Origin of the sequence: Aeromonas sp. s3, from assembly GCF_040907805.1 — a bacterium.
Classification (GTDB): Bacteria; Pseudomonadota; Gammaproteobacteria; order Enterobacterales; family Aeromonadaceae; genus Aeromonas; species Aeromonas dhakensis.
Window position 1 is genome coordinate 21,401 of the sequence record NZ_JBFOCQ010000032.1, and the last position, 26,601, is coordinate 48,001.

Sequence of the window (26,601 nt, forward strand, 5' to 3'; positions counted from 1 at the left end):
CTGTTTTTAGATTTAAATTCTGTGAATAATTGGCTCCAAATGACATTTCTGTTTGTATTCATGAGGTTATAAGCAAGCGTTTTCCTGAAATCGGCCAAAAAGTGGCTTCCAATGGTGCCAACTGATGGATTTTTCTCTGTGGTCAGGCCCCCACTAGGTGCGGTGGAAAGCCGGAGGGCGGCGATCCCTCATACGCCGATTTGGTCTGCGGCGCCGCAGGTCGTATAATCCCCGCCTGTATAAATAAACAGGAGTGGTGATGGACGTTTCAACCCTGCTCGACGGGCTCAATGACAAGCAAAGAGACGCGGTGGCGGCCCCCCGTTGCAACCTGCTGGTGCTGGCCGGTGCCGGCTCGGGCAAGACCCGGGTGCTGGTGCACCGTATCGCCTGGCTGATGCAGGTGGAACGCTGTTCACCCTTCTCCATCATCGCGGTGACCTTTACCAACAAGGCGGCGGCCGAGATGCGCGGCCGGGTCGAGAAGGTGATAGGCGACGGCGTGCGCGGCATGTGGATCGGCACCTTCCACGGCATCGCCCACCGCTTGCTGCGGGCCCACCATCTGGATGCGGGGCTGCCGCAGGATTTCCAGATCCTCGACTCCGACGACCAGTACCGCCTCATTCGCCGGGTGCTCAAGGCGCTCAACCTCGACGAGAAGCACTGGGCCCCGCGCGCCGTGATGGGCTACATCAACGGCAAGAAGGACGAGGGGCTGCGCCCCGGCGACATCGACCTCTACGGCGACCCCGTCACCCGCACCTATCAGCAGATCTACAAGACCTATCAGGAGACCTGCGATCGCTCCGGGCTGGTGGACTTCGCAGAACTGTTGCTGCGCGCCCACGAGCTGTGGCTGAACAAGCCCCACATCCTCGAGCACTACCGCGACCGCTTCCAGAACATCCTGGTGGACGAGTTCCAGGACACCAACGGCATCCAGTACGCCTGGCTGCGGATGCTGGCAGGGGACACCGGCAAGGTGATGATCGTCGGCGACGATGACCAGTCCATCTACGGCTGGCGCGGCGCCAAGATCGAGAACATCCAGCGCTTCCTGACCGACTATCAGGGGGCCGAAACCATCCGCCTCGAGCAGAACTACCGCTCCACCGCCAACATCCTCAAGGCCGCCAACAGCGTGATCGCCAACAACGCCGAGCGCCTCGGCAAGGAGCTGTGGACCGAGGGGGCCGAGGGCGAGCCGATTTCGTTGTACGCCGCCTTCAACGAGGTGGACGAGGCCCGCTTCGTGGTCGGCCGCCTCAAGGACTGGAAAGAGAAGGGCGGCCTCTTGGCCGACTGCGCCATCCTCTATCGCTCCAACGCCCAGTCACGGGTGCTGGAAGAGGCGCTGATGCAGGACGCCATGCCGTATCGCATCTACGGCGGCCTGCGCTTCTTCGAGCGCCAGGAGATCAAGGACGCCATGGCCTACCTGCGTCTTATCAACAACCGTGGCGACGACGCCAGCTTCGAGCGGGTGGTCAACACCCCGACCCGGGGCATCGGCGATCGCACCCTGGAGATACTGCGCAATAACGCCCGGGATCAGGGCCAGAACCTCTGGCAGTCCGCCAAGACCCTGCTCAACGACAAGGTGCTGACCGGCCGTGCCGGCAACGCGGTGCGCGGCTTTGTCGAGCTCATTGACACGCTGGAGGAGCAGGTCGCCATGCTGCCCCTGCACCAGCAGGCGGATATCGCCATCCAGCACTCCGGCCTCAAGGCCATGTATCTGGCGGAGAAGGGCGAGAAGTCCCAGGCGCGGGTAGAAAACCTGGACGAACTGGTCACCGCCTGCCGCCAGTACCAGCGGCCGGATGAGCTGGAAGATATGAGCGATCTCTCCGCCTTCCTCGCCCACGCGGCGCTGGAATCCGGCGAGAATCAGGCGGACGAATATGCCGACGCGGTGCAGCTGATGACCTTGCACAGCGCCAAGGGGCTGGAGTTCCCGCTGGTGCTGCTGGTCGGCGTCGAAGAGGGCATGTTCCCCAGCCAGCAATCGACCGAGGAGTCGGGCCGGCTGGAAGAGGAGCGCCGCCTCTGTTACGTCGGCATGACCCGCGCCATGGAGAAGCTCTACATCTGTTATGCCGAGAGCCGCCGCATCTACGGCCGCGAGATGTTCCACAAGCCGAGCCGCTTTATCCGCGAGATGCCCGCCGAGTGTCTGGAAGAGATCCGGCTGCGCACCCAGGTCAGCCGCCCCACCCAGTACGGCCGCTTTAGCCAGAACGAGGTGCAGCAGAGCTTCGACGCCAGCGGCATCAAGCTCGGTCAGCGGGTGCTGCATCCAAAATTCGGGGAAGGCATAGTGCTCAACTTCGAAGGGGTCGGCCAGCAGAGCCGGGTGCAGATCCAGTTCGACGACGTCGGCGCCAAGTGGCTGGTGACGGCGTATGCCCGCCTTGAGGCGCTGTAGGGCGCAGCGCACCCGCCATCAATAGAAAAAGGAGCCGTTGGCTCCTTTTTTGTCAGTACTGTAGGTTCGATTAGCGAAGCGTAATCGGACGTTCGCGTCATGGGTATATGGTGTGCCTAGCTGTTGGCAGCACAGCTGCGCCGTGCAGGACGCGAGGGCAGGGCCCTCGACAGGGTTTCGCCTGCCCTTCGGGCTTGGGCGAGTGACTTTGGAAAGACCCAAAGTCACCAAAGGTCTTCTCCCCCACTAATCCGCTGGCTTCGCCAGTGCCCTCGGGCCAGAGCCAACGTCGGCCGGGCCGCCGCAGACGGCACATCCCTGTGCCGACTGCGGCTACGCCATCATCCCTGATGGCGTCCCTGACGTTGCCTCTGACTTTGGTGTTCCTGCACGGCCGTTTTAGTCAGAACGAAGTGCAACAGATCTTCGAAGCCAGCGGCATCATGCTCGGCCAGCAGAGCCGGGGGCAGATCCAGTTCAACGACGTCGGCGCCAAGTGGCTGGTGACTGCGTATGCCAGATTGGGTGCGCTCTGATTTCTTCCGTCTTTTGATATAACCAACCCGGCTTTAGGCCGGGTTGGTTATATCCGTTATCGCAACATATTTAATGACGCGATCGTCCGAATGTGATTCGCTATTTGAGCCTATGAGCCCGTTATTTGATTGATCCCAAGCGGAGAAGATCATAGGGCAATTAGCAAACTGTGGCCTATCGATCCCACTACCAAGTGACCGGGTTACCAAAGGCAGGGGGGGCATAATAATTTTTTTGGTGAGGTAAATATGGATATGTTGTTAGCAGAAAATTCCCCCATTCGTCAGCAGTTGCTCGAGCAAAAGCTGGCACAGTTTAAAGACCCCAAGCTTGCCAACGTTCTCTCGGCGTTTATGCGCAGTAGTGTCGACCTCTATCCCTGCGCAAACGAAGACTATGCCCAGTTAGGTAACAGCCGATTGGGTGGATTGCCGGATTTGCCTGTCGGCATGGATTATCCGGTGACTTTGGTTGGAAGGGAGGAGATGCTGGATGGCTATGTTGAGAGCTTTGGTCATACTCGCGAGTTTATTAATGAGCATTGGCGGGAGGACTGGCAGGACGACTGGGAGGCTGATGAGGCGCATCTTTGGGATTGGGACGAGGCGGCGCAGGCCTTTCGTGTGCCCATGCAATTTATCGCACAAATCAATTGTAGCGAACTGAAGGCGTTTCAATCTTACTTGCCCCGAGAAGGGCGACTGTTATTCTTTTTGGAGCGCTGGCGATTCTCGGAAATGCTTCGCGGCCATGTCTATTATGTCGCTGAAGATCAGCAGCTTAACTCTGGGAAAACGATTGTCGAACCTAAGTTCGACGAGGCTGTCTGTGCAAATTATGAGTATGAGGCGGCTTATCAACTTCAGGGGATTGCTAGCATTAAGATGATAGCCACTGACATGATTAATAATGACAACCCGCATTTAGTAGGGTTAGCCAAGGCTCGTTTACAAGCGCTACCAGAACCGCAACAAGCCATGGTGCTGGAGGCCCTTGAGGTTGTAGATGATGAATTGGCACCAGAGTGGCAAGAGCAGCTCAAGGGCTATGAGCTGATACAATTGAATGAGCACGGGTTTATCCCTGGTCAGATTCTCACTCAATCGCAATGGGCTAATACCGACTGGCAGTCACCCAACTTACAGGCATTGCTCGTCCCCGAGCAGCCGCTGCCGTATTATGATGGTATCGCCAGCATTAACAGCCATGGTGATAGTCGCTATAAAGCCCCCGAACTTCACGCTGCGGCTGAATTAGGCGGCAATGCCGAAGATTATCTGGTGCTGCTCAAAGTCCTCTATAGTGAGCACTCTATGCGGTTGAATTTTATTGTCCACCGAGAGGATTTAACGTTAGGAAGATTCGATCGTATTTACTGCATCTATGACTACTAGATAGCCCGTAGGTTCGATTAGCGAAGCGTAATCGGACGATCGCGTAATCGGACGTTCACAAAGGCATAACCCTTGACGGGTTTACCCCAATCATCCCAACGCCCCATCCCCTGACCCGCACCAATCCAACGGATAGACGCCGCTCGCCACGTAACGATGGAAGGTGGAATAGGGCCAATCGGCCACCCGGGTGACATGACCATGTTTGAGCGAGTTGATATGGATGTAATCCATATGGCAGATTCTGCTCATCCCGGATCAGGTGTTCCCAGTAGTGGCGCTGCCAGATGCCCCGCTCCCCGTGGCGTAGCCGGGTCTGGCTGCGGCGCTCGTTCACCGGCAAGGCGCGGGAAAAGTGGCTTTTGATCAGCCGCCAACGCAGGGGGAAGTCGCTGTCCCCCTCCGGCAATGAGAGAATGCAGTGAAGATGGTCGGGCAACACCACCCAGGCGTGAATGGCGAAGGGGTGAGCCTGTTGCACCTTGGCAACGCTGTGACGCAGCAGGTCGATCTGCTCCACCAGCAACCGGTTGTTGCGCCGCTCCAGCAGGTTGACGGTAAAGAACCAGGTTCCGCCGGGCCACCATGCCCGCCGCCAGTTGGCCATCCTCTTTCCCTTGTTGAGACCGAAAAGCCAAGCATAGCCTTGCCTCACTTCGATCTGCTTGCAGGTTGTGATGGTGTGGATGTTCCATTACGCGATCGTCCGATTACGCTTCGCTAATCGAACCTACACGGACAGGAAATATGGGACACCAACCTTTCTGACAGAGGCGTAGCTGGTAAGGCTACGCCCTGCTTGTGAGGTGAAAATATCTGGTCACTTGACCAACTTGCTCTCCATCACCCCTTGCTTGCCTTCCTCCTCACTGACCTGACTCAGCTTGGAGCGGGCCATCAGCAAGCCCATCTTGACCTCCTGCCAGACGTAGTAGTTTTTACCCGCCTCGGTGCTGAGGGTCAGGGTGGCATCGTTCTCCGACTTGGAGGTGATGGTGTGGCTGCCCGGCGTCACCTGCTTGAGGATATAGGTGTGGGCCACGGTATCGCCGACCACCATGCCATCGACCAGCAGCGGCATTTTCACCGCCGCACCGAAGGTCTCGTTGCGATAGATATAGAGGTTGGCCGCATCCTTGGGCGCCACAAACTGCTTGGCCTGAGCGTCTGCGGTGGCATCGGCCATGGGTACGGAAGCACAACCGGAAAGCAGCGCCGCCGACAGCAGGGCAGCACTCATCATTATTTGCCTGAACATAGTGTTTGGTTTGAGTGGATTAACGGGATTTAAAGGTTCGCATGAGGCTCTGTGGCCGGGCAACTACTCAAACCACCGCCGGTGTGACGGGATTCAATATTCCGGAAATTTACCGGCATGGTGCGGCACTTGGACGGTGCAGCGAACCGCGGCATGCCGCTTGTCATTGATGCCTAAATGGATGCTGACGCTACGCAGGCCAGGGACTTAGGTTCGATTACAGCTCGCTGATCGAACCTGCTACGGGCTGACAGGGAGAATGGCCACTCACCGTCTGATATCAGACATGGCCGTCAGTTATTTGAATGCGCTTGTACACCAGAGGGTTGCAGGCTTGCCAGCTCACTCTGGACGGTCTGGAACAAGCTGATCAGGCGCGCTCGATAGGTGTGGTGGGCCAGCACCGTCTGTTGCCCATGGGCGGCGATGGCGGCGCGCTCTTCCTCATGGCTCAGGTAATAGCGACAGATCTCCAGCAGATCCTGCTTGTCGCGGAAGATCACCAGATCCTTGCCCGGGGTGAAGAGATGATGCAGATCCTCCTTGTCGTTGGTCACCATGAATCCACCGGCGCCAAGAATATCAAACACCCGCATGGGGAGCCCCGACTCGACGAAACTGCGCACCAGATTCAGGTTGATCCTGCTGCGTTGAAACAGGCGTGGCATCGCTTGGTAATGTTCTGCGTATCCGCAATAGGTCTGCGTGTGTGTCGCCCACTCCGGGTTTCCGTACACGGCGACCCGTTCAAACCGGGCCGCCAGAGCCTGGATACAGGACACCCTTTCCCGATAGGAGTGTTCGCGGCCCAGCAGATACGCCAGTTTTTCATATTCGCTCAGGTAGGGTAGCCCGCTCAGCGGATACACCTCTTTCACAAGCCGTAGATGAGATTCCGTGAGTTGTGCAGCCAGGGGCCGCCCCTCCAGGTGCGCATCGATGTGCCCAATCAGCTCTTCCAGCGTTTGCAGCGGGCCGGGGGCCAGCCGTGGCTTGATGTGGGTCTGGTATTCCGGCGGGGTCAGGTTGGCGATGAAGGAGATATCGTGGTCATAACCCGGCTCGGCTGGCAGTTGGCGCTGCTCGTTGATGGCGACCGGCAGGTAGTAGACGTTGCCATTGCTCCTCTCCTTGAGCCTGCTTGCTACGGCAAGGTCGTAGACAAACGTGAAGGAGAGGGGGTTGGAGATGGCGTCATGATGCATGCCATAGCAGGGTGTATCGACCACCCAGGCAATGTAGGGCTTGCGCAACGCTTCGGCCGCTTGAGAGAGGAGGGGGTTGAAGTTGATGCTGAAAAGGTAATCAAAATTGAGAAATGGCAGCCTGGTAAACACCTCGGCAGAATAGGCGATGCGAATCACGTTAAACCCCAGCGCCTGGAGCGTGTCCATGCAGTCTCTCGCTATGGTGACATGCTCAAAGCAGAGTACGGTTGCAGCCTGATCCTTCATGTTTGCTCCCCTGTGTCTGGTCATGGTGAGGGGGCGATCTTGCAGGCTCCTGCGTCATGTCATTGAGCCCTGTACCCTCGTCATGTCCTGATGACTGTTTTGCTGCCCCATCATGTGATGGGCCTGTTTTTGGCCCTGGCCTCTCGGCTTGTCAGGACAGAGGGGTCGTCAAGGCGACGTTGTCCATGCTGGTCTCAATTGTCCCTGGATAACGCGATGAAGAGTCTCGCACGAAGCTTGGTGATCAACAATCACCCAGGCAGGGTGTCAACGAGTGACACATCTTCAGATGCGGGCACCCGTCTAGCTCCCCATATGCCCGATGACGCCTGGTCAATGGAACCAACATGTCGCTCTTGGCTGTAACTCGGAGGCAGAAGAGCGTGTGGGCGTAGGCAAGAGGGTCTGCAGGGCGGCTTTGATCACGCCGCCAGCCAAGGCATACTGCCCCGTCACCAGATGGGAGTCATTGATGTCTAAGTGGATGCCGACACTGCGCCGGATGGGGCGCTGGCTGTTGCGAAAAACGGCGCTGGCGCTGCTGACCAGCCTGCTGTTTCTGATTTCGTTTACCCTGTTTCAATACGCATCCTGGTGGCCTGCACTGGCCGAGGGGACGCCTGTCCAATGGAGCGGTCTCTCCCCCAGTCATACCTTGGCTGAGCTGACCCCGGCCATGCTGGAGTTCAGCGCCGTACTCGCCTGTGTTTACTTGCCGCTGTTTTTGCTGACACCCCGTCCGCTGTTGTTGCCGCTCTTTGCCGGACTCTGGTTGTGGGAGACCTATGACATTGCCTTTATGACGGCAACCGCGTCGACCTGGCTACCTCACGAGATCATCTGGAGCTTTATCCTGCCCCACACCCACTGGCTGCTGCTCACCCTGTTGTCGCCGCTGCTGCTGATCCGCCAGCTTGGCAGGCGACTATTTGCGGATACATCGGCAACACAGGCAAGGGGCGTCATCCTGGACGGCGGGCGGTAGCCAGAGGGAGCGATCGATGACGCGATCGTCCGATTCCACGAACGTCCGATTCCACGAACGTCCGATTACGCTTCGCTAATCGAACCTACATGCAGGCGGGTTCCAACAGGTGAATGCCTCAAGCTCCCGCCTGTCGGGCTACCTCGGCTGAAACGCCTTGACGATAAATTCGATAAAGAGCCGCACGTTGGGGGACTGCTCCTTGTGGAAGGGGTAGACGGCGAACAGGGCGTGGGGGTCGGGTTGCCAGTCGGGGAACAGTTTCACCAGGGTGCCGTCCGCTAGGTCGTTCGCTACGAACTCGTGTGGCACCAGGATCACCCCAAGCCCTTGCACCGCCGCCTGTTTCAGGGCGATGCCGTTGTTGGCGGTGAAGCTGGCAGGGCGCACATCCACCGCCAGGCTCTCCTCTGCCCGGCTAAAGCACCACTTGCCGGGGGAGGAGGAGAGGCTGTAGCGCAGGCAGTTGTGCTCTTTGAGATCCTCCGGGTGGGCGGGCTGACCCGCCTCCTTGAGATAGTCAGGTGCTGCGCACAGCACCCGCTGCACCTGGCACAAGGGTTTGGCGCGCAGGGTGGAGTCATCCAGGGTGCCTGCCCCCCGGATCACCACGTCCAGCCCCTGATCCACCAGATCCATGTAGGCGTCGCTCAGGATCACCTCGATGCCGATCGCCGGATAGCGGCGCTGGAACTCGCAGACGAGGGGGTTGAGCCGGATCAGCCCGTAGGACATGGGCATGCCGATCCTGAGCCTGCCCCTGGGGGTGAAGGAGGTGGCCATGATGGACTGGTCGGCGGCCTCCAGGCCGTCCAGCACGGCGCAAATCTGGCGGTAATAGGTCATGCCGGCTTCGGTGATGCTCAGCCGCCTGGTGGTGCGGTTGATGAGGGCGATGCCGAGATAGGCTTCCAGCTCGTTGATGTTCTTGCTGACCGCTGCCTGTGAGAGGTGCAGGTCATCTGCCGCCGCCCTGAAGGTGCCCATCTCCACCACCCGGCGAAAGACGTTCAGCGCCGTGATCTTGTTCATCCTGCCCCCGATAATTCACCACTGGTAAATGATGGTGCCATCATGGCGCGGTGAATTCACCCAATCCGGCTCGCCGGGCGCCAGGTAACAGAGAGGTGCAACTAGGGCGGCAGGGCCTTGACCCGACCGCCCGGTGCCGCGGTGGCTTATTGCACCTTGCCCGGTGCGGGAGGCAGGCTGATGCCGACATCGGCCCAGGGGTTGGTGCCGAGCAGCTGGGCGTGGGGCACGTCGGCCTGGTAGCGCATGGTGAATGCCTCGGGACCGTGGGCGAAGGCCACCAGCAGCCCCTGTTTGGCATCCATCAGCCCGGCGTGCATGCCCAGTCCGTGATAGCTGATCCGCACGGCCTTGTCCTCAAGGCCCACCTTGTCTATCTGGAAGCGGGCTATGCTGCCGTCTTGCAGGGTAAAGCCCCAGCGGAACGGCCCGCCGCTGACCACCGTCATCACCTCGTCGATATCGGTGCCGTCCTCGGCGGAGTTGACGTGCATGCGGCCATATTTGCCGAGCACGGCGCTGCGGGTGCGCTCGTCCAGCGCCATCAGGTCATAGACCTTGGGGTAGGGGCCGACGCCTGTCTCTTCGGTGGCGACGCCACCACCTTGCACCGCGGGCTCGCGGCCTGCGAGCCTGGCCTGCTCCAGCAGCTCCCCCTGACTCAGGTTGAAGGCTGCAATCAGGGCGCCGTGCTCCGCTTTGGTCAACGCGCGGCGATGGGAGGCCTCCAGCAGCGGCCTGGCGGCGTCTGGAATGTCGACGGTGACCACGTTGACGCCGATGGGGTTGAGCGCTTTGTTGACCGCCTCGACGCCGGTCACGGCGGCGCGGCCATCGCTGAACTGCACCGAGACCAGGTCACCGGCGAAGGTGTTGAAAGAGAGGGCCGAAGTTATGGTGCCGGCCAGCAAAGTAATATGGATGAGTTTCATACAAGACTCCTCGTTAAGGTTCGAGAAGCAGTCTAGGGCGGTAGAAAGTGCACTGAAATAGCATCAAATGAATATCAAAATTCACTGCTGGTAATCAATCGTATGGGGGATGCCATCCTGCCGCTTGGAGCCGCAGGTGCCAAGGTTGATTGACGCATCCTTGCGCGAACCTGCGTAGAAGCTGGGGTCACATAGGGAAGGGAGATCAGAAACCCGGCCCCAACGGGGCGCGGCGGCCGGGTGAATTGTAAAGAGTAGGGTGACAGGTAACGCCGGGTATCAGCCTAGTCTAATCAACTCGATGGGGGCGTAGCGCTCCCGGGAGTTGGCCAGCAGCACGCACTGCTCGTGCTCGGCCTGATAGGGGGTCAGGTTATCGGTGTGAGCCTCTTTCAGTACGTCGACGGCGCCGGTGGCAGCGATCATCACCCGCTGACCCGGTGTGAGCGCATTGCGGTTTCGGTCATAGATTTTCATGGCACTCTCCTTTGGTTGTGCCCGGCGACATGCCCGGGCTGCGCGAATCAGCCTACGCCCCTGTAAAAGAGTGATACATGTCACAGATCAAAAAAGAGCCAAAGAGGGCCTCGGCATATCGGCAGCCGCAGGGGTCGTCCAATCCTGTCGCTGGGCAGCTGGCCGGGGCCGGCATTTTGCGGGAGCGGGCTCGAACAAACGGGGGGATACGCTATAGTGGATGCCGCTCGTGCAACCGCCTTCAACCAACCGAGAGCGCATTATGAATCGTGAGATCGCCGCCCAGTTTATCAAGATGCTGACCAACCTCGACCACTGTCTGGCCAAGGCCGAGGCCCACGCCGCCGCCAAGAAATTCAACGTAGAGAACTTCTTCAATGAGCGCCTCATCGTCGACATGCTGCCGCTGGCCAAGCAGGTGTTGATCTGCTGCGACAGCGCCCGTGCCGTGGTGGCCACCGCCAGCCTGAGCGAGCCGCCGGTGCTGGGGGATGACCCCAAGACCATGGCGGATCTGCGCGCCCATGTGGCCAAGACCCTCACCTATCTGCAGAGCAAGCTGGAGGCCGACTTCAGCCAGTATGCGAGCGGCCACTACACCCCCTACTGGGCCGGTGGCAAGGGAATGGACGGCCACACCTGCGTGCACGAGTACGGCATCCCCAACTTCTACTTCCACCTCACCATGACCTATGCCCTGCTGCGCCAGGCCGGGGTCGAGCTCGGCAAGGGGGATTACCTGGGCGCCATCAAGCTGCAATAAGCTGCACTCTGGTACGAAAAAGCCTGCCCGCTGGCAGGCTTTTTTTATCCGCGAACGGGGGGCGAGCCAGATCTAGCGGCATGGTCGCCGGCGACGGCTCTGGGCATAAAGGCGTGGTCTTCAGCCCTCGCGCGGTTACAATCCGGCGTCAAAGTAGAAAGGGTAAGAGAAACATGAAGATCCGAGTAATGATGCTGGCGGCCTTGCTGTGCCATGGCGCCGTGCAGGCGCAGGAAAGCGTCGCCGCAAGCTGGCCCGACACCCCCGTCACCCGTCTCAAGGCGCAGGCGCTGCTGCAGACCCTCAATGCCACCCTGCTCAGCAACCCGAGCGCCACCGTCACCCTGCAAAACTGGTGCGCCGACCACCGGATGGCCGGGGAGCCGCGCATCCGCGCCCTGCGTGATCAGGATACCCGCAAACCGGCCGACGCCACCGTCCGCGAGCAGCTCAAGATCGCGGCCGACGAGCCCGTTGGCTATCGCCGGGTACAGCTCGCCTGCGGCGATCATGTCTTCTCCGAAGCGGACAACTGGTATGTGAAAAGCCGCCTCACACCCGAGATGAACCGTCTCCTCGACACCAGCGATACCCCGTTTGGCCTGGCCGTCAAGGCGCTGAACTTCAGCCGCCTGACCCTCTCTTCCACCCTGCTGTGGGCACCCCTGCCGGCCGGTTGGGAGATGCAGATGCCCACCTTTGCCAGCAGTGACCAGCCGCTGGCGATCCCCGAGCGGGTGCTGCAGCATAGGGCCATCCTCTCACGGGGGGATGGCGTGCCGTTCAGCCTGGTGGTCGAGACCTATCGCCGCGATCTCTTCACCTTCCCGCTGGACAAGGCCCCCGGCCGCTGAGCCCGGATGGTGGTTTGGCGCACAGGCCGCCAGCAATAAAAAAAGCCTGCCGGCTGACAGGCTTTTTCGTGGGCGTCGCTCAGCCCGGCGGGATCTCCGGCTCCACCAGAGCCGCCAGCTGGGCCAGGGACTCCTGCCAACCGAGATAGCACATCTCCACCGGGATGGCTGCGGGGATCCCCTCCTGCACGATGACGAGTTCGGTGCCGCACACTACCCCGGTCAGGATCACGGTCACGTGCATCACCCCCGGCAGGTTGGGGTCGTCGAAGCTGTCGGTGTAGCGAATGCGCTTGCCCGGTTCGAGCTCTAGGTATTCGCCGCCAAAGGCGTGGCTGTGGCCGTTGCCGAACTGGGTGAACGCCATCCGGAAGTGGCCGCCGACCCGGGCCTCCAGCTGTTCCACCTGGCAGGTGAAGCCGTGGGGTGGCAGCCATTTGGCCAGCGCATCGGCCTCGATAAAGGCCCGGTAGATCCGCATCGGCGGCGCCTTGAGCACCCGATGCAGCCGCACTGTTCCTGTCTTCATCTCTCTTCCTCGTTGCCTTGGGTCCATCAAGGATAGTCGGTTGCGTCCGCTTGCCGACCAGAGGCCGGTTGCGGCGCCCTAGAAGGGGCCGTTGCGCTCGCGCAGCTGGTCGGGCAGGCCGTCGTGATCCCCCAGCTCGCGCTCGGGTACCGCATCCCAGTGCCGCTCACCGATGAAGCGGTTGCGCTCGGGGTGCAGGGCGTAGTGGATGTGGTTGTCCGCCCGATCGGTGTCGCCCACGCAGAGCAGCCGCACCGGCTGATTTGTGTTGTTGATGAAGGTGTGGGCCAACCCGTCGCCCGCCTTGAAGCCGACCGAGTCGCCGGGTTGCAGCCGATGGAGCACGCCGTCGAGCCAGACATCCGGAGTGCCTTCCAGCACGTGGACAAACTCATCCTCGGTCTCCTCGGCGTGGGGCCAGCTGGTGCGCCGGCCCGGCGGCAGCAGCTCGTGGTGAATGCCGAGACGGGCAAAGCCGTAGTGTCTGCCGAGGGCACTGCCCAGAGAGAGCGGCTCCTCGCTGCCGGAGTAGCGGCCGGGTTCGGGCTCCTGCAGCTCGCGCCAGTGCTTGATGCTGGGGTGACGGGTCATAGTGGTTCCTTTTCTATGGGGATGTGGTCACGGGAAGGGTCATCCTGACTGCCGGAGTGCGGGGAGAACAGCAGAGATTTGCTGGTCAGATGAGCCCCTCTGGCGAGGGGCCCGATGGTCGCGGCTATTTGGCCTTGACGCAAGGCATGGCGGGCAGTTCCCCCTGGGCGGCCGGTCGGGTCATCTGGTAGTGGCCGGCGAGATCCCGATAGACGCGGGTATTCCACACCTCGCCGTTGTCGAGCTGGAAGGCGATGTCGTAGTTGATCCCGGAGACCACCTGGCTGCGCACCTCGAGAATGCGCTCCAGCCTGGCGGAGGTGTTCATGCGCGCCAGCACGCTGGCCAGCGCCGCTTCGGCCTCTGCGTTCGGCAACGGCTGACTCTGCCATCCGCCAGCCATGGGGGCGCACTCCTGCTGCTGCGGAGCCATGCTGCAGGCGCTCAGCAGGCCGGCAACCAGAATGGGAAACAGCGCTTTTTTCATATCTTTTTCTCCAGCCAATAAAGTAATGACCTTATCAACATTCAGGCGATAACGCAGCTGTCATGGCTCCAAAAGCCCCCCTTTTGGGAGGCGGCCGGCCCGTTCAGCGACCCAGGTTGTCGGCCAGCTGCTTGGCGCGGCCGGCGGCCCACTGGTCGATCATTTTCGCCATCTCGCCGGCGGTGATGGGGCTCTCCTTGTGGGTGGTGTCCGGGCTCTCGCGTGCATCCATCACCCGCACCAGCAGCTTGCCGCTTTGGGAGTCGAGCAGCTGGGCCATGCTGCCCACCCTGAGCAGATAGGGTTCCTTGCCGATCACCTCGCGGGTGACGTTGATGGCGATCTTGGCGGGCAGCAGATCCCGCAGCTTGGGGTCGGGCCGGGTCAGGTCGAAGTTGGTGATGGCGGCCTGCACCCGCAGCACGCCGGGGCCGGGGGCGGTGGCAATCTTGACGCCGTGGTTTATCAGCTCGCGCTGGAAGGTGGCGTGGTAGTAGCGGCCGATCTCGTTCTGCTCGTTGGCGGTCAACAGGTACCACTGGCCGTTCTCCTGCCGGATAAACTGGAGCGGATCGAGCAGCACCTCATTGTATTGGCGCAGATCCACACCGGGCTCCTTGTAGATGCGCTGGTTGGGGTTGCTTTCACTCTGCTGGAAGGCGGTCAGCGGGATCGCCTGCAGGCTGTGGGAGACCTGGTTCTTCACCGCGCAGCCACTCAGCAGAATGGCCACCATGCCCGCGATTACGGCTCTCTTCATCTCTTGCTCCTGATTGCGCTGCTTGTCTGACCCTGGCATCCGCTGCCCAGGGCATGGCAAGAGAGATAACCGATTCAAAGAGCGCCCACAAGGACAGAATGCGGGGTGTTCAGGCCGGATCCAGCCTGGCGTAGATGGCTGTCCGGTTGCCGGGACATGACGCTAATACGATGATTTTGCTTCGGATCGGCAATCATTTGATCAAGGTTGCGGATATTGACGCCATTCGCTCATATAATCGCCGCCATGACACTGATTCGGAAGGATTCGATGACCAGCCTGATGGCGGCCCTGTGGGGGCTGCTCTTCTCCTGCCTGGCCTGGGCGGCACCCGGCCCCTTCGTCACCACGCCCCCTGACAGCACCACCACGACGCAGCCTGCCAGCATGGAGCCGCTGCTCTCCTGGTTTACCGGCGAGTTCTCCAGCCGCGAGCAGGCCAGCTACGACAGCCGCTTCACCAGCGCCGAACTGCGGCTGGTGGAGATCTGGCCCGGCTACAAGGGCTTTCGCTGGGTCTATGCCGAGCAGTTTTTGACCGAGCGGGCGGTGCGCCCGTTTCGCCAGCGCATCTACCGCTTCTCGCTGGTGCCCGATGGCCGCATCCTGATGGCCGAGCTGACCATGCCGCGGGCCATCGACTTCGCCGGTGCCTGGCGCCGGCCCGAGCTGCTCGACTCCCTCACCCCGCAACAGCTCTCCCTGCGCCAGGGCTGCGAGATCTGGCTGACTCGCCAGCCGTCGGGGGAGTATGCCGGCCACAGCAAGGTGGGCAGCTGCTCCACCAATTTCGGCGGTGCCAGCACCCTGGTGCAGTACCTCTGGATCGGCCCCCACAGCGTGCGACTGCTGGATCGGGCCTATGACACCGATGCCTATCAGCGCTGGGGCAGCCCGGGGGAGGGCTATGTCTATCTGCGCCGGGTGAAGCAGCGCGGCGAGTAGGGCTGCGCCCTACAGCTGGTGGCGCTGCTCGATCAGGTGGTCGATGAGCAGCCGCAGGCGCAGCGGCAGCGGCTCCCTGGCCGGGTAGAGCAAATTGACCGGGCGCGGGGCGGGCAGGGCATCCGCCAGGATCTCCTGCAAGGTGCCGCGCTCTAGCTCCTCGCTCAGCAGGGCGCGCGGTTGCAGCAGGATGCCGGCGTGGTTGAGGGCGGCCACCTTGAGGGCGCCGCCGTGGTTGCTGATGAAGGGGCTGTCCCACAGGTGCAGCTGTTCGAGGGGAAAGGCCTCGGCCAGGCGCGACTGGCCGAGCCAGGGGCTGAATCCCAGGCAGTGGTGGCTGGCCAGATCCGCCAGCGTGAGGGGAGTGCCGTGGCGTTGCAGATAGTCTGGCGATGCGCAAAACACCGAGCCCGTGCTGGTCAGTGGCCGGGCTATGTAGCCGGCATCCTTGGGCTGGCCGATCCGGAAGATGAGGTCGAAGCCGTCGCCGATGACGTCCACCAGCCGATCCGACAGATCCAGCTCGATGCGGATCTGCGGGTAGCGCTCCATGAAGCGGCACAGCAGCGGCGTCAGCCGGTAGCTGCCGAAGGTGACGGGGGCGTTGATGCGGATCCTGCCCGCCGCCTGGCCGGTATTGGCCAGGGTGTTCTGCTCCAGCTCCCGGTAGTGCTGCAACAGGCTCTGGCAGCCGGCGAGGTACTCCTGGCCCGCCTCGGTCAGGCTCTGGCAACGGGTGTTGCGATTGAGCAGGCGGGAGCCGACCCTGGCCTCCAGCCACTTGATGTACTTGCCGATCATGGCCGGCGTCATCGCGAAGCGCTCCGCCACGGCGGCGAAACTGCCCGCGCGGGCAACCTCGACGAAGATCTCGATGGCGGTCAAGCGGTCCACTCTAAACTCCTGGTTTATAAAGCCCGGCGCCACTATGTCTGGCTGGCGTCGCGGCTGTCAATATACTGGGCGGCAGCCAATCCACGCTGGAATCTCTCTCGATGACGCTCGACTATTATGCCCTCTATCTGCTGCTCGCCATCGGCACCGTGCTGAGCCCGGGGCCCGCCGTGATCTACACCATAGGCAACACCCTGACCCGGGGTGCTCGCCATGCCATCGCCGGCTTTTGCGGGGTGGCGGTGGGCATCCTGCTGGTGGCGAGCCTGGCCTCGCTGGCGGTGCTCTGGTTCACCCGCTGGCTGGCCGCGGGCCAGCAGATCCTCACCCTGGGCGGTGCGCTCTACCTGCTCTATCTGGGGCTCAACTCCTGGCGCCAGCGGGCGGTGAGCCCGGTGCCGGGGGCCGGGCCGGATCGGGATTGCCGCCGCAGCTTCATCAAGGGGGCGCTCATCAGCCTGCTCAACCCCAAGGCGATCATCTTCTTCACCAGCCTGTTCCCCCAGTTCATCGACTTTCAACACGGGGCGCTGGGTCAGTGCATGCTGCTGGCGGTCACCTTCAGCGCCGTGGTGCTGGTGGTGCATGGCGGCTACTGCCTGGTGTTCCACTGGGTAGGGGCGCAAGGCTATGGCGAACGCTTCGCCAGGGGGATCAACCGGCTGTCGGCGGTGATGTTCACCGGCTTCGCCCTGTTGCTGCTGTTCAAGGGGTTGAGATAGGGGAATAACCCGGCAGCGAGCGTCCTGCATGGGGTGAGCAGAAGAAATAAGATTCCATCGGCGCTCTTTATGCCGCATGCTCCCCGGTTCAGGGGGTGGGGCAAGGATAATCAGGACCCCAACTGACATGGTCGAGGTGATGCCCATGGCATGGCCTTTCAACAAGGTTGGCAGCATGTCTTATTACGAACACGAGGTGGTCGGTCATCCCGACGTCGAATTGGGGTTGTGTGGCGAGCGTCAGGTGCGTTACCGGATCCATGGGGCCGAGCAGGCCAGCGGTGGTCTGGTGGTCTATATCCCGGGCTTTGGCGGTGATCTGGGGGCCTACAGCCAGGTATTCTGCGAAAAGGTGGCCGCGCAGCACGGCATGGCGGCGCTTTGTGTCGACTATTTCTGCATGCGTTCGCGCCCGGCGGTGGGGGCGGTCATCTCCTTGCTGCCTGATGAGCGTGTGCGTGCACTCGCCCTGCTGGGGTTGCCCGCCACGACGTCCGATGCCGCACTGCTGCGTGCGCTGGACACCTTGCAACCGGCGGCGCCACTGCGCTTTCACGGCTTGCTGATACCGCCTGATGGGGCCTACCAGAACTTCGGGGTAATGGCCGCCCTCGACATCCTCAATGCTATCGAAGATGCGATGCTCCGTTACGGCGGCAGTCGCGACAACCTGATACTGGTCGGCTCCTCTTACGGCGGCTATCTGGCGCAGCTGGTCAACAAGTTTCGCCCCGGCTATGTCCGCGCCCTGTTTGACAACTCCTCCTGGGCCGAGCCCAACCTGGCCTATGTAGTGGGACGGGACATCGGTGCGGTGGAGTACCAGTGCAGCCTGCAAGGCGGGGTGGAGCTGGCGCTGTGCGTGGATTCCCCCTGGCGGATGGTGGCCGGGCACCCGCACGAGTTCGATGTGGATGCCTTCATCATCCGGGCATTTAGTGCCTCCCAGCTCGATCAGATGGCCGCACAGGGAGGCACGCAGACCTTCTGTCTGATGGTGCACGCCATTCATGACGCCATCGCCCCTGCCGATGCCAAACTGGCCATGGCGCGCGCTATGCTGGCACGGGGTTTCAACGCCGAGTTGATCCTGTTCGACGAGTCGAGTGTCGATGGCGAGTTCATCCGCAACATGGAGCACGGCATGGGTCTCTCCATGCTGCAGTTCTTCGGACAGGGGCTGGCACTGCTGGCCGAACGCTCCCCCTCCTTCGTGGCCACTCACGCCACCGAGGTGACCCTGCATGCCGGTCACTCGGTCTATCACCTGAACTTTGCACACCCGCAGGTGCGGCTGCAACGCCAGCGGATCGAGGGCATGGCACCCACCTGACATTGCTGCCGGGATGGGGTGTTTGCCGAAACAACAACGGGGGCCTGGCCCCCGTTGTTGTTATCGATGGTTCGCGACTCAGAGCCTGAACAGCGGGCGCAGGCGGATGCCGATCAGGCTGCCGGCTAGGGCCATCAACATCCAGACCCAGCCGTGCAGGCTGCCCGATGCCGTGCCGTCGAAGAAGCCGCCGAGGTTGCAGGCGCTGTACATGGCGCCCATCCCCATCAGCAGGCCGCCGAGGATGGAGGCCAGGCTGTTGCCAAGCCGCATCGGGGCGAAGGTGCCGCCACCGCTGATGCAGCGCGCCAGCATGGCCCCCAGGATCCCCAGCCAGAACATACCGACCATGGGGTTGATGAAGAGCGGCTGGGCCAGCTTGGGGTGCCCCTCGAACAGACCGAACAGGGAGGCACCGCGCAGCGCCATGTCATAGACGGCGCCTGTGATGGTCCAGGCCGAGCCGTGCAGGGCGACCACGGACGAGTTGAGCAGAGCTATGATGATGCCGCCGGTCAGCACGGTGAAGCGGCCATCGCGCCAGAACAGGTTGCCGCCGCTGAAGAGGGGCTTGAGCTCGCCAGTGCGCTTGAGTTCGCTCTTGCGAAACAGCAGGAACAGCGCGGCGACCAGCGCCAGGTTGAGCAGCATGCCGCTCCAGATATTGCCGGTCAGGTCTTTTGCCAGCACCACATGGCTGGAGAAGGTGGCCTCCAGCTCGGGGCGGAACTGGTTGCTGATCAGGGTGCCGATGCCGTAGCAGAGCAGCACCAGCCAGAAGCGGGGTTGCCCCTCGCCGCAGCAGTAAAGGGTGCCGGTGGCGCAGACGCCTGCCAGCTGCATGCCGATGCCGAACAGGAAGGCACCGACGATGAAGGGAATGCCGATGGCCATCACGTTGCCCACCATGGCATCGCCAAACAGGGCGTGGCTAAAGGAGAGGAAGCAGGTGAACAGCAGAATTTCGATGGCGATGGTGAGCAGGTGAACCCGCACGTAGTAGCTGTTGCGCTTGGTCAGCATCTCGCGCCAACCGAACACGATGCCGAAGCGGCTGAAGGAGAGGGTGAAGCCGAAGCCGAATCCGATCAGGGCCATCAGAGCCCATTTCATACCAAAGGTGTTGCCGAGCCAGAGTAACGCTCCCCCCGCGATTGCCACGATGGGGAGCGACCATTTTCGATTCATGTCTGTTGTTTCCTGTGCGTCATGGATGGAAGCCGTGCATCCTATTCCCACATTGAGTCCGATTCCAGCCCGGATCCGGTGGATGGCCGGAAAATTCGGGCAAAACCCCATCCAGATCAATTAACCCTGTGTTGCAGAGCTAAATGAGGATGAATCCGTTTTCGCGCAATAATTAATATCTCTGCCGTCCTTAATTGGAATTTGATGGCGAAAGATGAATTTATATTTTGCGCCACCCCATATTTCTGGGTAGAATCTTGACCTGTTATCAACAGGTGGAAGGATATTATGGACAGCGACAGTTGTAGCCGATTGCACAGCGCGATGTGGGCTAATCAGAACTGAGGTTGATATCCCTTCTTCTCCCTCACTCTGATCGCTCAGAGTGTGGCATCTAGCGAGTCATCCCGACTCTTGCAACCCAGTCCCGCCGGGATCTGCGTTGTTCCCCGGATTGTTCCCCGGATTGTTCCACTCCCTCTGCGAGCCATGCCGCCTCGCGCCCCAGCAATTGCACGCCTTGTCACGCGAGCCCTTGGTAATGGGCACGTGTCTGCTCGTCATGGCCGCTCGAAGGTTTCTTCGTGAGCATGGTCAGCCAGGCTGGCGTGAAATAACAGGATGGACCGTGTGTATTGAAAACAATGTTGTTTTCGATAGAACGGGTTGCGAATTTAAATAATGAAAGTTTCTGCCATATATATTTCAAAATATGCCTTGGTGATTTTGAAATATATTCATGGGGTGCGGTTGTTTCCCTGCTGAACCGGCCCATGAGCTGCAGCTCGTTATTGTTCGACCATCATGCCGTTATGGTTGCCTGCCGTTATCCTGATCTTCTTTTGTGCAATGAGTCGCCGTCACGATTCATGCCCTGTCGATAATGCCGCCGCGCGGATCTGCCCGCCGGCGATGACCAGCCGTGCCATCGATATGTCGGGCCGGCTTGCTGCAGCCCAACTCGGAGGAACCGCCATGACCGAAGAGCCCAAACCTAGACCCTCGGGGTCCACGCCTGCCCACTCCTGATCCCTGCGGGACGGGATGCGGTGTCCTGACCCCCGATCCGACCTGACCATGCCGGTTGGCACGACGGCAGACATGTGTCTGACGGGCCGCCCCGCGCGCGGCGATTGACCGTGCCGGCATTGCGTTGGGTTCACAGCCTTCGATTTCAGTACTGACGCCAGGCCCGGCCCGCGACAGCGCCCGCCTGCGCGTAAAAATCAGGATAAAGAGTCATGAAGCAACAACATACCGCCAGCCGGCACAAGCAGAGAGGGTTCGTCGCCCCGGGCAGCCAGAAGGAGAAGCTCTCCTCCCGGGTGCTCGACGAGGCCGACAAGTCCCTCGAGTACACCCTCACCGCCGTGCGCGGCAACATCGATGGCCTCACCGCGACCGAGGCCGCCAACCGCCTGATCCAGTTCGGTCCCAACGAGGTGACCCACGACAAGCCACCCCATGCGCTGATCCAGCTGCTGCAGGCGTTCAAGAACCCCTTCGTGATGGTGCTGATCGTGCTCGGGCTGGTCAGCTACGTGATGGACGTGCTGATGGCCGAGCCGGGCGACGAGGATTGGGTCAAGGTGATCATCCTCGGCGTCATGGTGGGGCTGAGCGGTCTGCTGCGCTTCTGGCAGGAGTACCGCTCCGCCAAGGCGGCCGAGGCGCTCAAGTCGCTGGTGCGCAACACCGCCACCGTGCAGCGTCGCCCCTCGCCGGGAGTCGCCCCCCAGCGCAAGGAAGTGGCGATGACCGAGCTGGTGGCCGGTGACATAGTGCACCTGCAGGCGGGGGACATGATCCCGGCCGACATCAAGCTGATCGAATCGCGCGATCTCTTCATCAGCCAGGCGGTGCTGACCGGCGAAGCGCTGCCGGTGGAGAAGTACGACACCCTGGGCGCCGTGGCCGGCAAGTCGGCGGAAGGGAGCGCTGCAGCAGAGGGGGGGATGCTCGATCTGCCCAACATCTGCTTCATGGGGACCAACGTGGTGAGTGGTACCGCCCGCGCCGTGGTGGTGGCCACCGGCAGCGACACCTATTTCGGTTCGCTGGCCCGCAACGTGGTGAGCCACAAGCGCATCGAGACCAGTTTCGATCGCGGCGTGAACAGCGTCACCAGGCTGCTTATTCGCTTCATGCTGGTGATGGTGCCCATCGTCTTCATGCTGAGCGGGGTCAGCAGCGGTGACTGGATGTCGGCGCTCACCTTCGCGCTGGCGGTGGCGGTGGGGCTTACCCCCGAGATGCTGCCGATGATCGTCTCCGCCAACCTGGCGCGGGGCGCGGTGGCCATGGCCAAGCGCAAGGTGGTGGTGAAGCGGCTCAACTCGGTGCAGAACTTCGGCGCCATGGACGTGCTCTGCACCGACAAGACCGGCACCCTGACCCAGGACAAGATCATCCTCGAGCACCACTACGACGTGCGCGGCAATCGGGACGACCGGATCCTGCAGCTGGCCTGGCTCAACAGCTTTCACCAGAGCGGCATGAAGAACCTGATGGACATCGCGGTGGTCGAGCACGCCGATGCGCTGGGGGAGAGCTGCAAGCCGGCCAACTACCGCAAGGTGGACGAGCTGCCGTTCGACTTCGTGCGCCGCCGCCTGTCGGTGATTGTGCAGGACGATCTGGGCCAGCAGCTGATGGTCTCCAAGGGGGCGGTGGAAGAGATGCTGGCCGTCTCCAGCCAGATCGCCGATGGCCAGGAGGTGCGGGAGCTGACCGACGCCGATCGCCGCGCTCTGCTGCGCCAGAGCGAGGAGTTCAACGCCGAGGGCTATCGGGTGCTGATCGTGGCGACCCGCGAGATCCCGGCGGGCGAGTGCAAGCAGAGCTATCAGACCCGCGACGAGGCCAAGCTGGTGGTGCGCGGCTTCCTCACCTTCTTCGATCCGCCCAAGGATTCGGCCGCGCCGGCCATCCGTGCCCTTAACGAGTACGGGGTGGCGGTCAAGGTGCTGACCGGCGACAACCCCATCATCACCAGCAAGGTGTGCCGCGATGTAGGGTTGGCGCCCGGCGTGCCGCTGCTCGGCAAGGATATCGAGGGGATGGACGACGTGGCGCTGTGCGAGGCGGTCAAACAGACCACCATCTTCGCCAAGCTCACCCCGCTGCAGAAGTCGCGGGTGGTGAAGGCGCTGCAGGCCAACGGCAATACCGTGGGGTTCCTCGGCGACGGCATCAACGATGCGCCGGCGCTGCGGGACGCAGACGTGGGGATCTCGGTGGACAGCGGTGCCGACATCGCCAAGGAGACTGCCGACATCATCCTGCTGGAGAAGAGCCTGATGGTGCTGGAGGAGGGGGTGATCAAGGGGCGCGAGACCTTTGGCAATATCCTGAAGTACCTCAACATGACCGCCAGTTCCAACTTCGGCAACGTCTTCTCGGTGCTGGTGGCCTCCGCCTGGCTGCCCTGGGCGCCCATGCTGGCGATGCAGATGCTGATCCAGAACCTGGTGTACGACGTCTCCCAGATGTTGCTGCCGTGGGACAAGATGGACCCCGAGTTCCTCAAGCGGCCGCGCAAGTGGGAGGCGAGCAACATCAAGCGCTTCATGCTGTGGCTCGGCCCGACCTCCTCGGTGTTCGACATCAGTACCTACTGCCTGATGTGGTTCGTGTTCGGCGCCGGTGCCCTCTATGCCACCGCCAACGGCAGCATGGATCCGCTGGTCAACGGTCAGGCCATCATGAACTCAGGCTGGTTCATCGAGGGGTTGGTGTCGCAGACCCTGGTGGTGCACATGCTGCGTACTCGCAAGATCCCGTTCCTGCAGAGTACCGCTACCCTGCCGGTGCTGCTCTCCACCTCGATCGCCATCGCCATCGGCTGCTACCTGCCGTTTTCGCCGCTGGCTGAGCACTTCGGCTTCATCACCCTGGATGCGCCCAAGTACTTCATGTGGCTGGTGATCACCATGCTGGCCTACATGGGGCTGACCCAGACCGTCAAGACCCTCTATATCAAGCGCCACGGTCAGTGGTTCTGATGAAGGGTGAGTGAGAGGGCCGGTTACCCGGTCAGGAGCAATGAACGCAAAGAGGGATGGCCCGGGCCATCCCTCTTTTTCATGGCTGGCACACGGGTGTCAGTGCAGGACCAGGGCGTAGGCCTCGCCGGCCATGCCGGTCAGGATGGAGAGGCTGACCGCGCCAAACAGCAGGCCGGTGACCAGATTGAGCGGACGCTGCACGCGGCCGAGCAGACGCTGGGCCCGCACGGTGGAGAGGCTCCAGGCCAGCACGCCGAACCAGATCAGGGAGAGCAGGAACAGCTCCAGCACCAACAGGCTGCGGGTCAGGCCGTCCACCTGGGGCGTCACCATGGCGGCCAGCAGCCCCATGAAGAACAGCAACGCCTTGGGGTTGAGCAGGTTGGTGGCAATGCCGCGCTGCACCCCCTTGCGCCAACCTTGCGCTTCGCCGCCGGCGTGCAGGGCGAGCTCGGCCGAGCTGTGCCAGGCCGCCTTGAGCGCTCCCCAGCCGAGCCAGCCCAGATAGAGGGCGCCGACCACCTTCACCGCCATGAACAGCCAGGGGTGTTCGGCAATCAGCAGGCTGATGCCGGTGAGGCTTAAGGTGGCGTGCACCAGGATGGCGAGCGCGATGCCGAGTGCAGCACCCAACGCGGTAGGTCTGTGCAGGCTGGTGCGCAGGATCAGCGCGAAGTCCGGGCCCGGGCTCGCCAGGGCGATGAGGTGGATGAGACCTATGGTCAGAAACAGGCTGGTGAACATGGTAAAACCTCGATGACGGTACGAGGTGACAGCATGGCGGATTGCGGAGTCGCCGGATTGTAAAAGATTGCAGTGCGGAGTTAGTCGATGCGCCCGCTGGCGGCCAGCATCTGCTGGCGAAAATCGGCAGGGGTGAGGCCGAACGCCTGGCGAAAGCCGTGGTGGAAGTGGCTCTGATCGAAGAAGCCGACCGCCAGCGCCACTTCGCTCACCGGCAGGCCGCTGCCGAGCAGGCGCTTGCTCTGCTCGAGCCGCAGCCGCTTGAGCCAGGCGTAGGGGGTCATGCCGGTCTTCTTCTTGAACTGGCGCAGGAAGGCGAAGCGATCCAGCCCGAACAGGGCGGCCAGATCTTCCAGGCTGTGGCGCTGATCCAGCCGGGCCATCAGATAGTCGCGCAGGTACCTGAGCTGAGGGTCGGCCAGGGCGTGGCGCTCGGGGGCGATGTGCAGCAGCTCGCCGAGCAGGGCCAGCAGTTGGCTCTCCGCCAGCAGGCCGTCGGGGCTGGGGTTGTCCAGGTACATGTGCAGCCGGGCGAAGCCCTGATAGAGATCGGGACGGCTCTGCAACCCCTTGTCGAAGAAAGGCTCCGGGCTCTCTGGCAGCCAGCGGGCCAGCTGCTCGGGGGCGATGGCGAACACCCGCACCTCGTACCCTTCCGGCCGCAGGCTGAGGCCGTCGTGCATCTCGTCCGGGTTGACGGTGGAGAGCTCGCCGCGCACCAGGTGGTGGCTGTTGCCCTTGTGGATGAATTTCTGGCCGCCCTGCTGCACCAGACCTATGTGGTAGTCCAGGTGAACATGGCGGCCATAGCTGAACTCCCTGTGGTGGGAGTGGGAGAGTTCAACTCCCGGCAGCAGCCGGGATTGCCAGTAGTGGATGCGGGATTGGGGTGCGCTCATCGGCTATTGATAACCTGAAACCCGGGCATGGGCTTGTAGATTATTGCAGCGCCGGGCGGCGTCCCGTCAAGCCTGCTCCGCAGTCTGCCGGCGTTTGCCGCTGCGCAGCCCGTCCAGACTGAACAGCACCAGCGCGCTCCAGATGAAGGCGAAGGTGATCATCTTGTCCAGTGCCAGCGCTTCGCCATAGAGGGTGACCGCCAGGATGAACATCAGGCTGGGGCCTATGTACTGGAAGAAGCCCAGAGTGGAGAGCTTGAGCCGGGTGGCGGCGGCGGTGAAGCAGAGCAGCGGCGCCGTGGTGACCGCACCGGCGGCGATCAGCAACAGGTTGAGGTGCCAGTCATTCTGGGTGAGATGGCTGGTGGGGCTGTCGGCGATGCCCCACAGATAGATGGCGGCCGGCGGCAGCATGATCAGGGTCTCGATCAAGAGGCCGGTCAGCGCGTCGAGGGCCAGCTTCTTGCGAATGAGGCCATAGATGGCGAAGCTCGAGGCCAGCACCAGGGCGATCCAGGGCAGGGAGCCGAAGGCGATGATCTGGATGGCGACACCGATCGCCGCCAGTCCCACCGCCCACCACTGCAACCGGCGCAGCTTCTCGCTCAGGAACAGCATGCCGAGCAGCACGTTGAACAGCGGGTTGATGTAGTAGCCGAGGCTGGCATCCAGCATGTGGCCGTTGTTGATGGCCCAGATGAACAGCAGCCAGTTGCCGCCGACCGTGATGGAAGTGAAGGCCAGGGTGAGCAGCACCTTCGGCTGGCGCAGTACCGCCTGCACCTTGTGCCACTGGCGGCCGAGCAGGGTCAGCACCAGCAGCAGGGCGCACGACCAGATCATGCGATGGGTCAGGATCTCGGCGGCCGGCACGGCGGCGATGGTCTTGAAGTAGATGGGCGCCAGGCCCCAAAGGGTATAGGCGCACAAGGCGTAGATGACGCCCTGGCGCTGAACGTGTTGCTGCATGCGGATAACCTTCACTGGAGAGGCGGATGCTGGAACGCATCGCAAAAAATCAGTGTAGCGATCCTTTTGCGGGGAAAGAAGCGAATAAATGGTGATCAGCGGATTTTAACGGCGTACTGCCCTGCTCAGCGGCCTCCGCCGCGGCGGATCTTGTCCACGTCCAGCAGCAGCCACAGCATGAGTGCGATGGCGGAGATCCACGGACCCCAGGTCACGTAGGCCTCACCGTGTCCCAGTATGTAGAACAGCAGCGGCAGTCCTATTACCAGAAACAGTACACTTCCCAGAAAAAATAACATTTTTATCTTTATATTTAAGGGCTTGTCTATTTGATGATTATATCGATTGAGGCCGGCGATGAAAGGGTAAAAATGAAAAAGGGGGATTTCTCCCCCTTTTCGATAAATGAACGTCAT

The 26,601-nt window shown here is 61.7% G+C and carries 25 protein-coding genes and 1 pseudogene; 10 read left to right on the forward strand and 16 right to left on the reverse strand.

Features of this window, described 5'->3' with window-relative positions; genetic code table 11:
* Window positions 1-259: 259 nt before the first annotated feature.
* The 3 genes from uvrD to AB5Y98_RS17735 all read left to right on the forward strand — a co-directional run bounded on the left by uvrD (window position 260) and on the right by AB5Y98_RS17735 (window position 4,362).
* Entirely contained in the window at window positions 260-2,431 is a 2,172-nt protein-coding gene (gene uvrD / locus AB5Y98_RS17725; RefSeq protein ID WP_368205315.1) for a DNA helicase II, read from the forward strand.
* Between the two features lie 365 nt (window positions 2,432-2,796).
* Window positions 2,797-2,967 (forward strand): hypothetical protein, encoded by a 171-nt coding sequence (locus AB5Y98_RS17730; protein WP_368232385.1) that lies wholly within the window; start codon window positions 2,797-2,799, stop codon window positions 2,965-2,967.
* A gap of 249 nt (window positions 2,968-3,216) precedes the next feature.
* Entirely contained in the window at window positions 3,217-4,362 is a 1,146-nt protein-coding gene (locus AB5Y98_RS17735) for a DUF1963 domain-containing protein (RefSeq protein WP_099358843.1), read from the forward strand.
* 90 nt (window positions 4,363-4,452) lie between these two features.
* Here AB5Y98_RS17735 and AB5Y98_RS17740 read toward each other — a convergent pair.
* The 3 genes and pseudogenes from AB5Y98_RS17740 to AB5Y98_RS17750 all read right to left on the reverse strand — a co-directional run bounded on the left by AB5Y98_RS17740 (window position 4,453) and on the right by AB5Y98_RS17750 (window position 7,074).
* Window positions 4,453-4,969 (reverse strand): annotated as a pseudogene (locus tag AB5Y98_RS17740) (transposase).
* Window positions 4,970-5,182: 213 nt separating this feature from the next.
* Window positions 5,183-5,620, reverse strand: a complete 438-nt coding sequence (locus AB5Y98_RS17745; protein ID WP_368232387.1) for a DUF2846 domain-containing protein — start codon at window positions 5,618-5,620, stop codon at window positions 5,183-5,185.
* 293 nt (window positions 5,621-5,913) lie between these two features.
* On the reverse strand, window positions 5,914-7,074 hold the full coding sequence (locus AB5Y98_RS17750) for a glycosyltransferase (RefSeq protein ID WP_368232389.1): 1,161 nt from the start codon (window positions 7,072-7,074) through the stop codon (window positions 5,914-5,916).
* Window positions 7,075-7,576: 502 nt separating this feature from the next.
* Between AB5Y98_RS17750 and AB5Y98_RS17755 the strand changes: the two genes are divergently transcribed.
* Window positions 7,577-8,059: a hypothetical protein gene (locus tag AB5Y98_RS17755; protein WP_368232427.1), complete on the forward strand. Its 483-nt coding sequence runs from the start codon at window positions 7,577-7,579 to the stop codon at window positions 8,057-8,059.
* 138 nt (window positions 8,060-8,197) lie between these two features.
* Here AB5Y98_RS17755 and AB5Y98_RS17760 read toward each other — a convergent pair whose 3' ends face one another.
* From AB5Y98_RS17760 to ydfZ, 3 genes are all read right to left on the reverse strand, one after another.
* Window positions 8,198-9,091, reverse strand: coding sequence for a LysR family transcriptional regulator (locus AB5Y98_RS17760; protein WP_368232390.1), 894 nt, complete (start codon window positions 9,089-9,091; stop codon window positions 8,198-8,200).
* A gap of 146 nt (window positions 9,092-9,237) precedes the next feature.
* Window positions 9,238-10,023 carry a hypothetical protein gene (locus AB5Y98_RS17765; protein WP_337077085.1) on the reverse strand — a complete coding sequence of 262 codons (786 nt, stop codon included), beginning with the start codon at window positions 10,021-10,023 and terminating at the stop codon, window positions 9,238-9,240.
* Between the two features lie 279 nt (window positions 10,024-10,302).
* Entirely contained in the window at window positions 10,303-10,500 is a 198-nt protein-coding gene (gene ydfZ, locus AB5Y98_RS17770; protein ID WP_010635475.1) for a putative selenium delivery protein YdfZ, read from the reverse strand.
* 262 nt (window positions 10,501-10,762) lie between these two features.
* Between ydfZ and AB5Y98_RS17775 the strand changes: the two genes are divergently transcribed.
* On the forward strand, window positions 10,763-11,263 hold the full coding sequence (locus AB5Y98_RS17775) for a DUF1993 domain-containing protein (protein WP_242761549.1): 501 nt from the start codon (window positions 10,763-10,765) through the stop codon (window positions 11,261-11,263).
* A gap of 188 nt (window positions 11,264-11,451) precedes the next feature.
* Window positions 11,452-12,117 (forward strand): hypothetical protein, encoded by a 666-nt coding sequence (locus tag AB5Y98_RS17780; protein ID WP_368232429.1) that lies wholly within the window; start codon window positions 11,452-11,454, stop codon window positions 12,115-12,117.
* Between the two features lie 79 nt (window positions 12,118-12,196).
* Here the strand turns inward: AB5Y98_RS17780 and AB5Y98_RS17785 are convergent, their stop codons facing one another.
* The 4 genes from AB5Y98_RS17785 to AB5Y98_RS17800 form a co-directional block, all read right to left on the reverse strand.
* Window positions 12,197-12,646 (reverse strand): SRPBCC family protein, encoded by a 450-nt coding sequence (locus tag AB5Y98_RS17785; RefSeq protein WP_005307686.1) that lies wholly within the window; start codon window positions 12,644-12,646, stop codon window positions 12,197-12,199.
* A 78-nt stretch (window positions 12,647-12,724) separates the two neighbouring features.
* Complete coding sequence (locus AB5Y98_RS17790) at window positions 12,725-13,237, reverse strand: cupin domain-containing protein (protein WP_017766206.1); 513 nt, start codon at window positions 13,235-13,237, stop codon at window positions 12,725-12,727.
* Between the two features lie 124 nt (window positions 13,238-13,361).
* Complete coding sequence (locus tag AB5Y98_RS17795) at window positions 13,362-13,724, reverse strand: cystatin domain-containing protein (protein ID WP_017788678.1); 363 nt, start codon at window positions 13,722-13,724, stop codon at window positions 13,362-13,364.
* Between the two features lie 103 nt (window positions 13,725-13,827).
* On the reverse strand, window positions 13,828-14,484 hold the full coding sequence (locus AB5Y98_RS17800; RefSeq protein ID WP_362817317.1) for a DUF3313 domain-containing protein: 657 nt from the start codon (window positions 14,482-14,484) through the stop codon (window positions 13,828-13,830).
* Between the two features lie 270 nt (window positions 14,485-14,754).
* On the opposite strand from AB5Y98_RS17800, the gene AB5Y98_RS17805 reads away from it, so the two are divergent.
* Window positions 14,755-15,429 (forward strand): chromophore lyase CpcT/CpeT, encoded by a 675-nt coding sequence (locus tag AB5Y98_RS17805; RefSeq protein WP_258120399.1) that lies wholly within the window; start codon window positions 14,755-14,757, stop codon window positions 15,427-15,429.
* A 9-nt stretch (window positions 15,430-15,438) separates the two neighbouring features.
* Here AB5Y98_RS17805 and AB5Y98_RS17810 read toward each other — a convergent pair whose 3' ends face one another.
* The gene (locus AB5Y98_RS17810; RefSeq protein ID WP_336291593.1) at window positions 15,439-16,323 is read right to left on the reverse strand and encodes a LysR family transcriptional regulator; all 885 of its coding nucleotides are present in this window, start codon (window positions 16,321-16,323) and stop codon (window positions 15,439-15,441) included.
* Between the two features lie 101 nt (window positions 16,324-16,424).
* Between AB5Y98_RS17810 and AB5Y98_RS17815 the strand changes: the two genes are divergently transcribed.
* Window positions 16,425-17,045 (forward strand): LysE family translocator, encoded by a 621-nt coding sequence (locus AB5Y98_RS17815; RefSeq protein ID WP_005307702.1) that lies wholly within the window; start codon window positions 16,425-16,427, stop codon window positions 17,043-17,045.
* 127 nt (window positions 17,046-17,172) lie between these two features.
* A complete protein-coding gene (locus tag AB5Y98_RS17820) occupies window positions 17,173-18,378 on the forward strand; it encodes a DUF2920 family protein (protein ID WP_368232394.1) in 1,206 nt (401 codons plus the stop codon).
* A gap of 78 nt (window positions 18,379-18,456) precedes the next feature.
* Here the strand turns inward: AB5Y98_RS17820 and AB5Y98_RS17825 are convergent, their stop codons facing one another.
* Window positions 18,457-19,566 (reverse strand): YeeE/YedE thiosulfate transporter family protein, encoded by a 1,110-nt coding sequence (locus AB5Y98_RS17825; RefSeq protein WP_195879518.1) that lies wholly within the window; start codon window positions 19,564-19,566, stop codon window positions 18,457-18,459.
* A 1,241-nt stretch (window positions 19,567-20,807) separates the two neighbouring features.
* On the opposite strand from AB5Y98_RS17825, the gene mgtA reads away from it, so the two are divergent.
* Window positions 20,808-23,570 carry a magnesium-translocating P-type ATPase gene (gene mgtA, locus AB5Y98_RS17830; protein WP_368232396.1) on the forward strand — a complete coding sequence of 921 codons (2,763 nt, stop codon included), beginning with the start codon at window positions 20,808-20,810 and terminating at the stop codon, window positions 23,568-23,570.
* Between the two features lie 99 nt (window positions 23,571-23,669).
* Here mgtA and AB5Y98_RS17835 read toward each other — a convergent pair whose 3' ends face one another.
* The 4 genes from AB5Y98_RS17835 to AB5Y98_RS17850 form a co-directional block, all read right to left on the reverse strand.
* A complete protein-coding gene (locus tag AB5Y98_RS17835) occupies window positions 23,670-24,317 on the reverse strand; it encodes a LysE family translocator (protein WP_117405649.1) in 648 nt (215 codons plus the stop codon).
* 80 nt (window positions 24,318-24,397) lie between these two features.
* Complete coding sequence (locus AB5Y98_RS17840) at window positions 24,398-25,216, reverse strand: helix-turn-helix domain-containing protein (protein ID WP_368232398.1); 819 nt, start codon at window positions 25,214-25,216, stop codon at window positions 24,398-24,400.
* A gap of 66 nt (window positions 25,217-25,282) precedes the next feature.
* A complete protein-coding gene (gene rarD / locus AB5Y98_RS17845; protein WP_043170728.1) occupies window positions 25,283-26,185 on the reverse strand; it encodes an EamA family transporter RarD in 903 nt (300 codons plus the stop codon).
* A gap of 125 nt (window positions 26,186-26,310) precedes the next feature.
* Window positions 26,311-26,601: a hypothetical protein gene (locus AB5Y98_RS17850; protein ID WP_050491710.1), complete on the reverse strand. Its 291-nt coding sequence runs from the start codon at window positions 26,599-26,601 to the stop codon at window positions 26,311-26,313.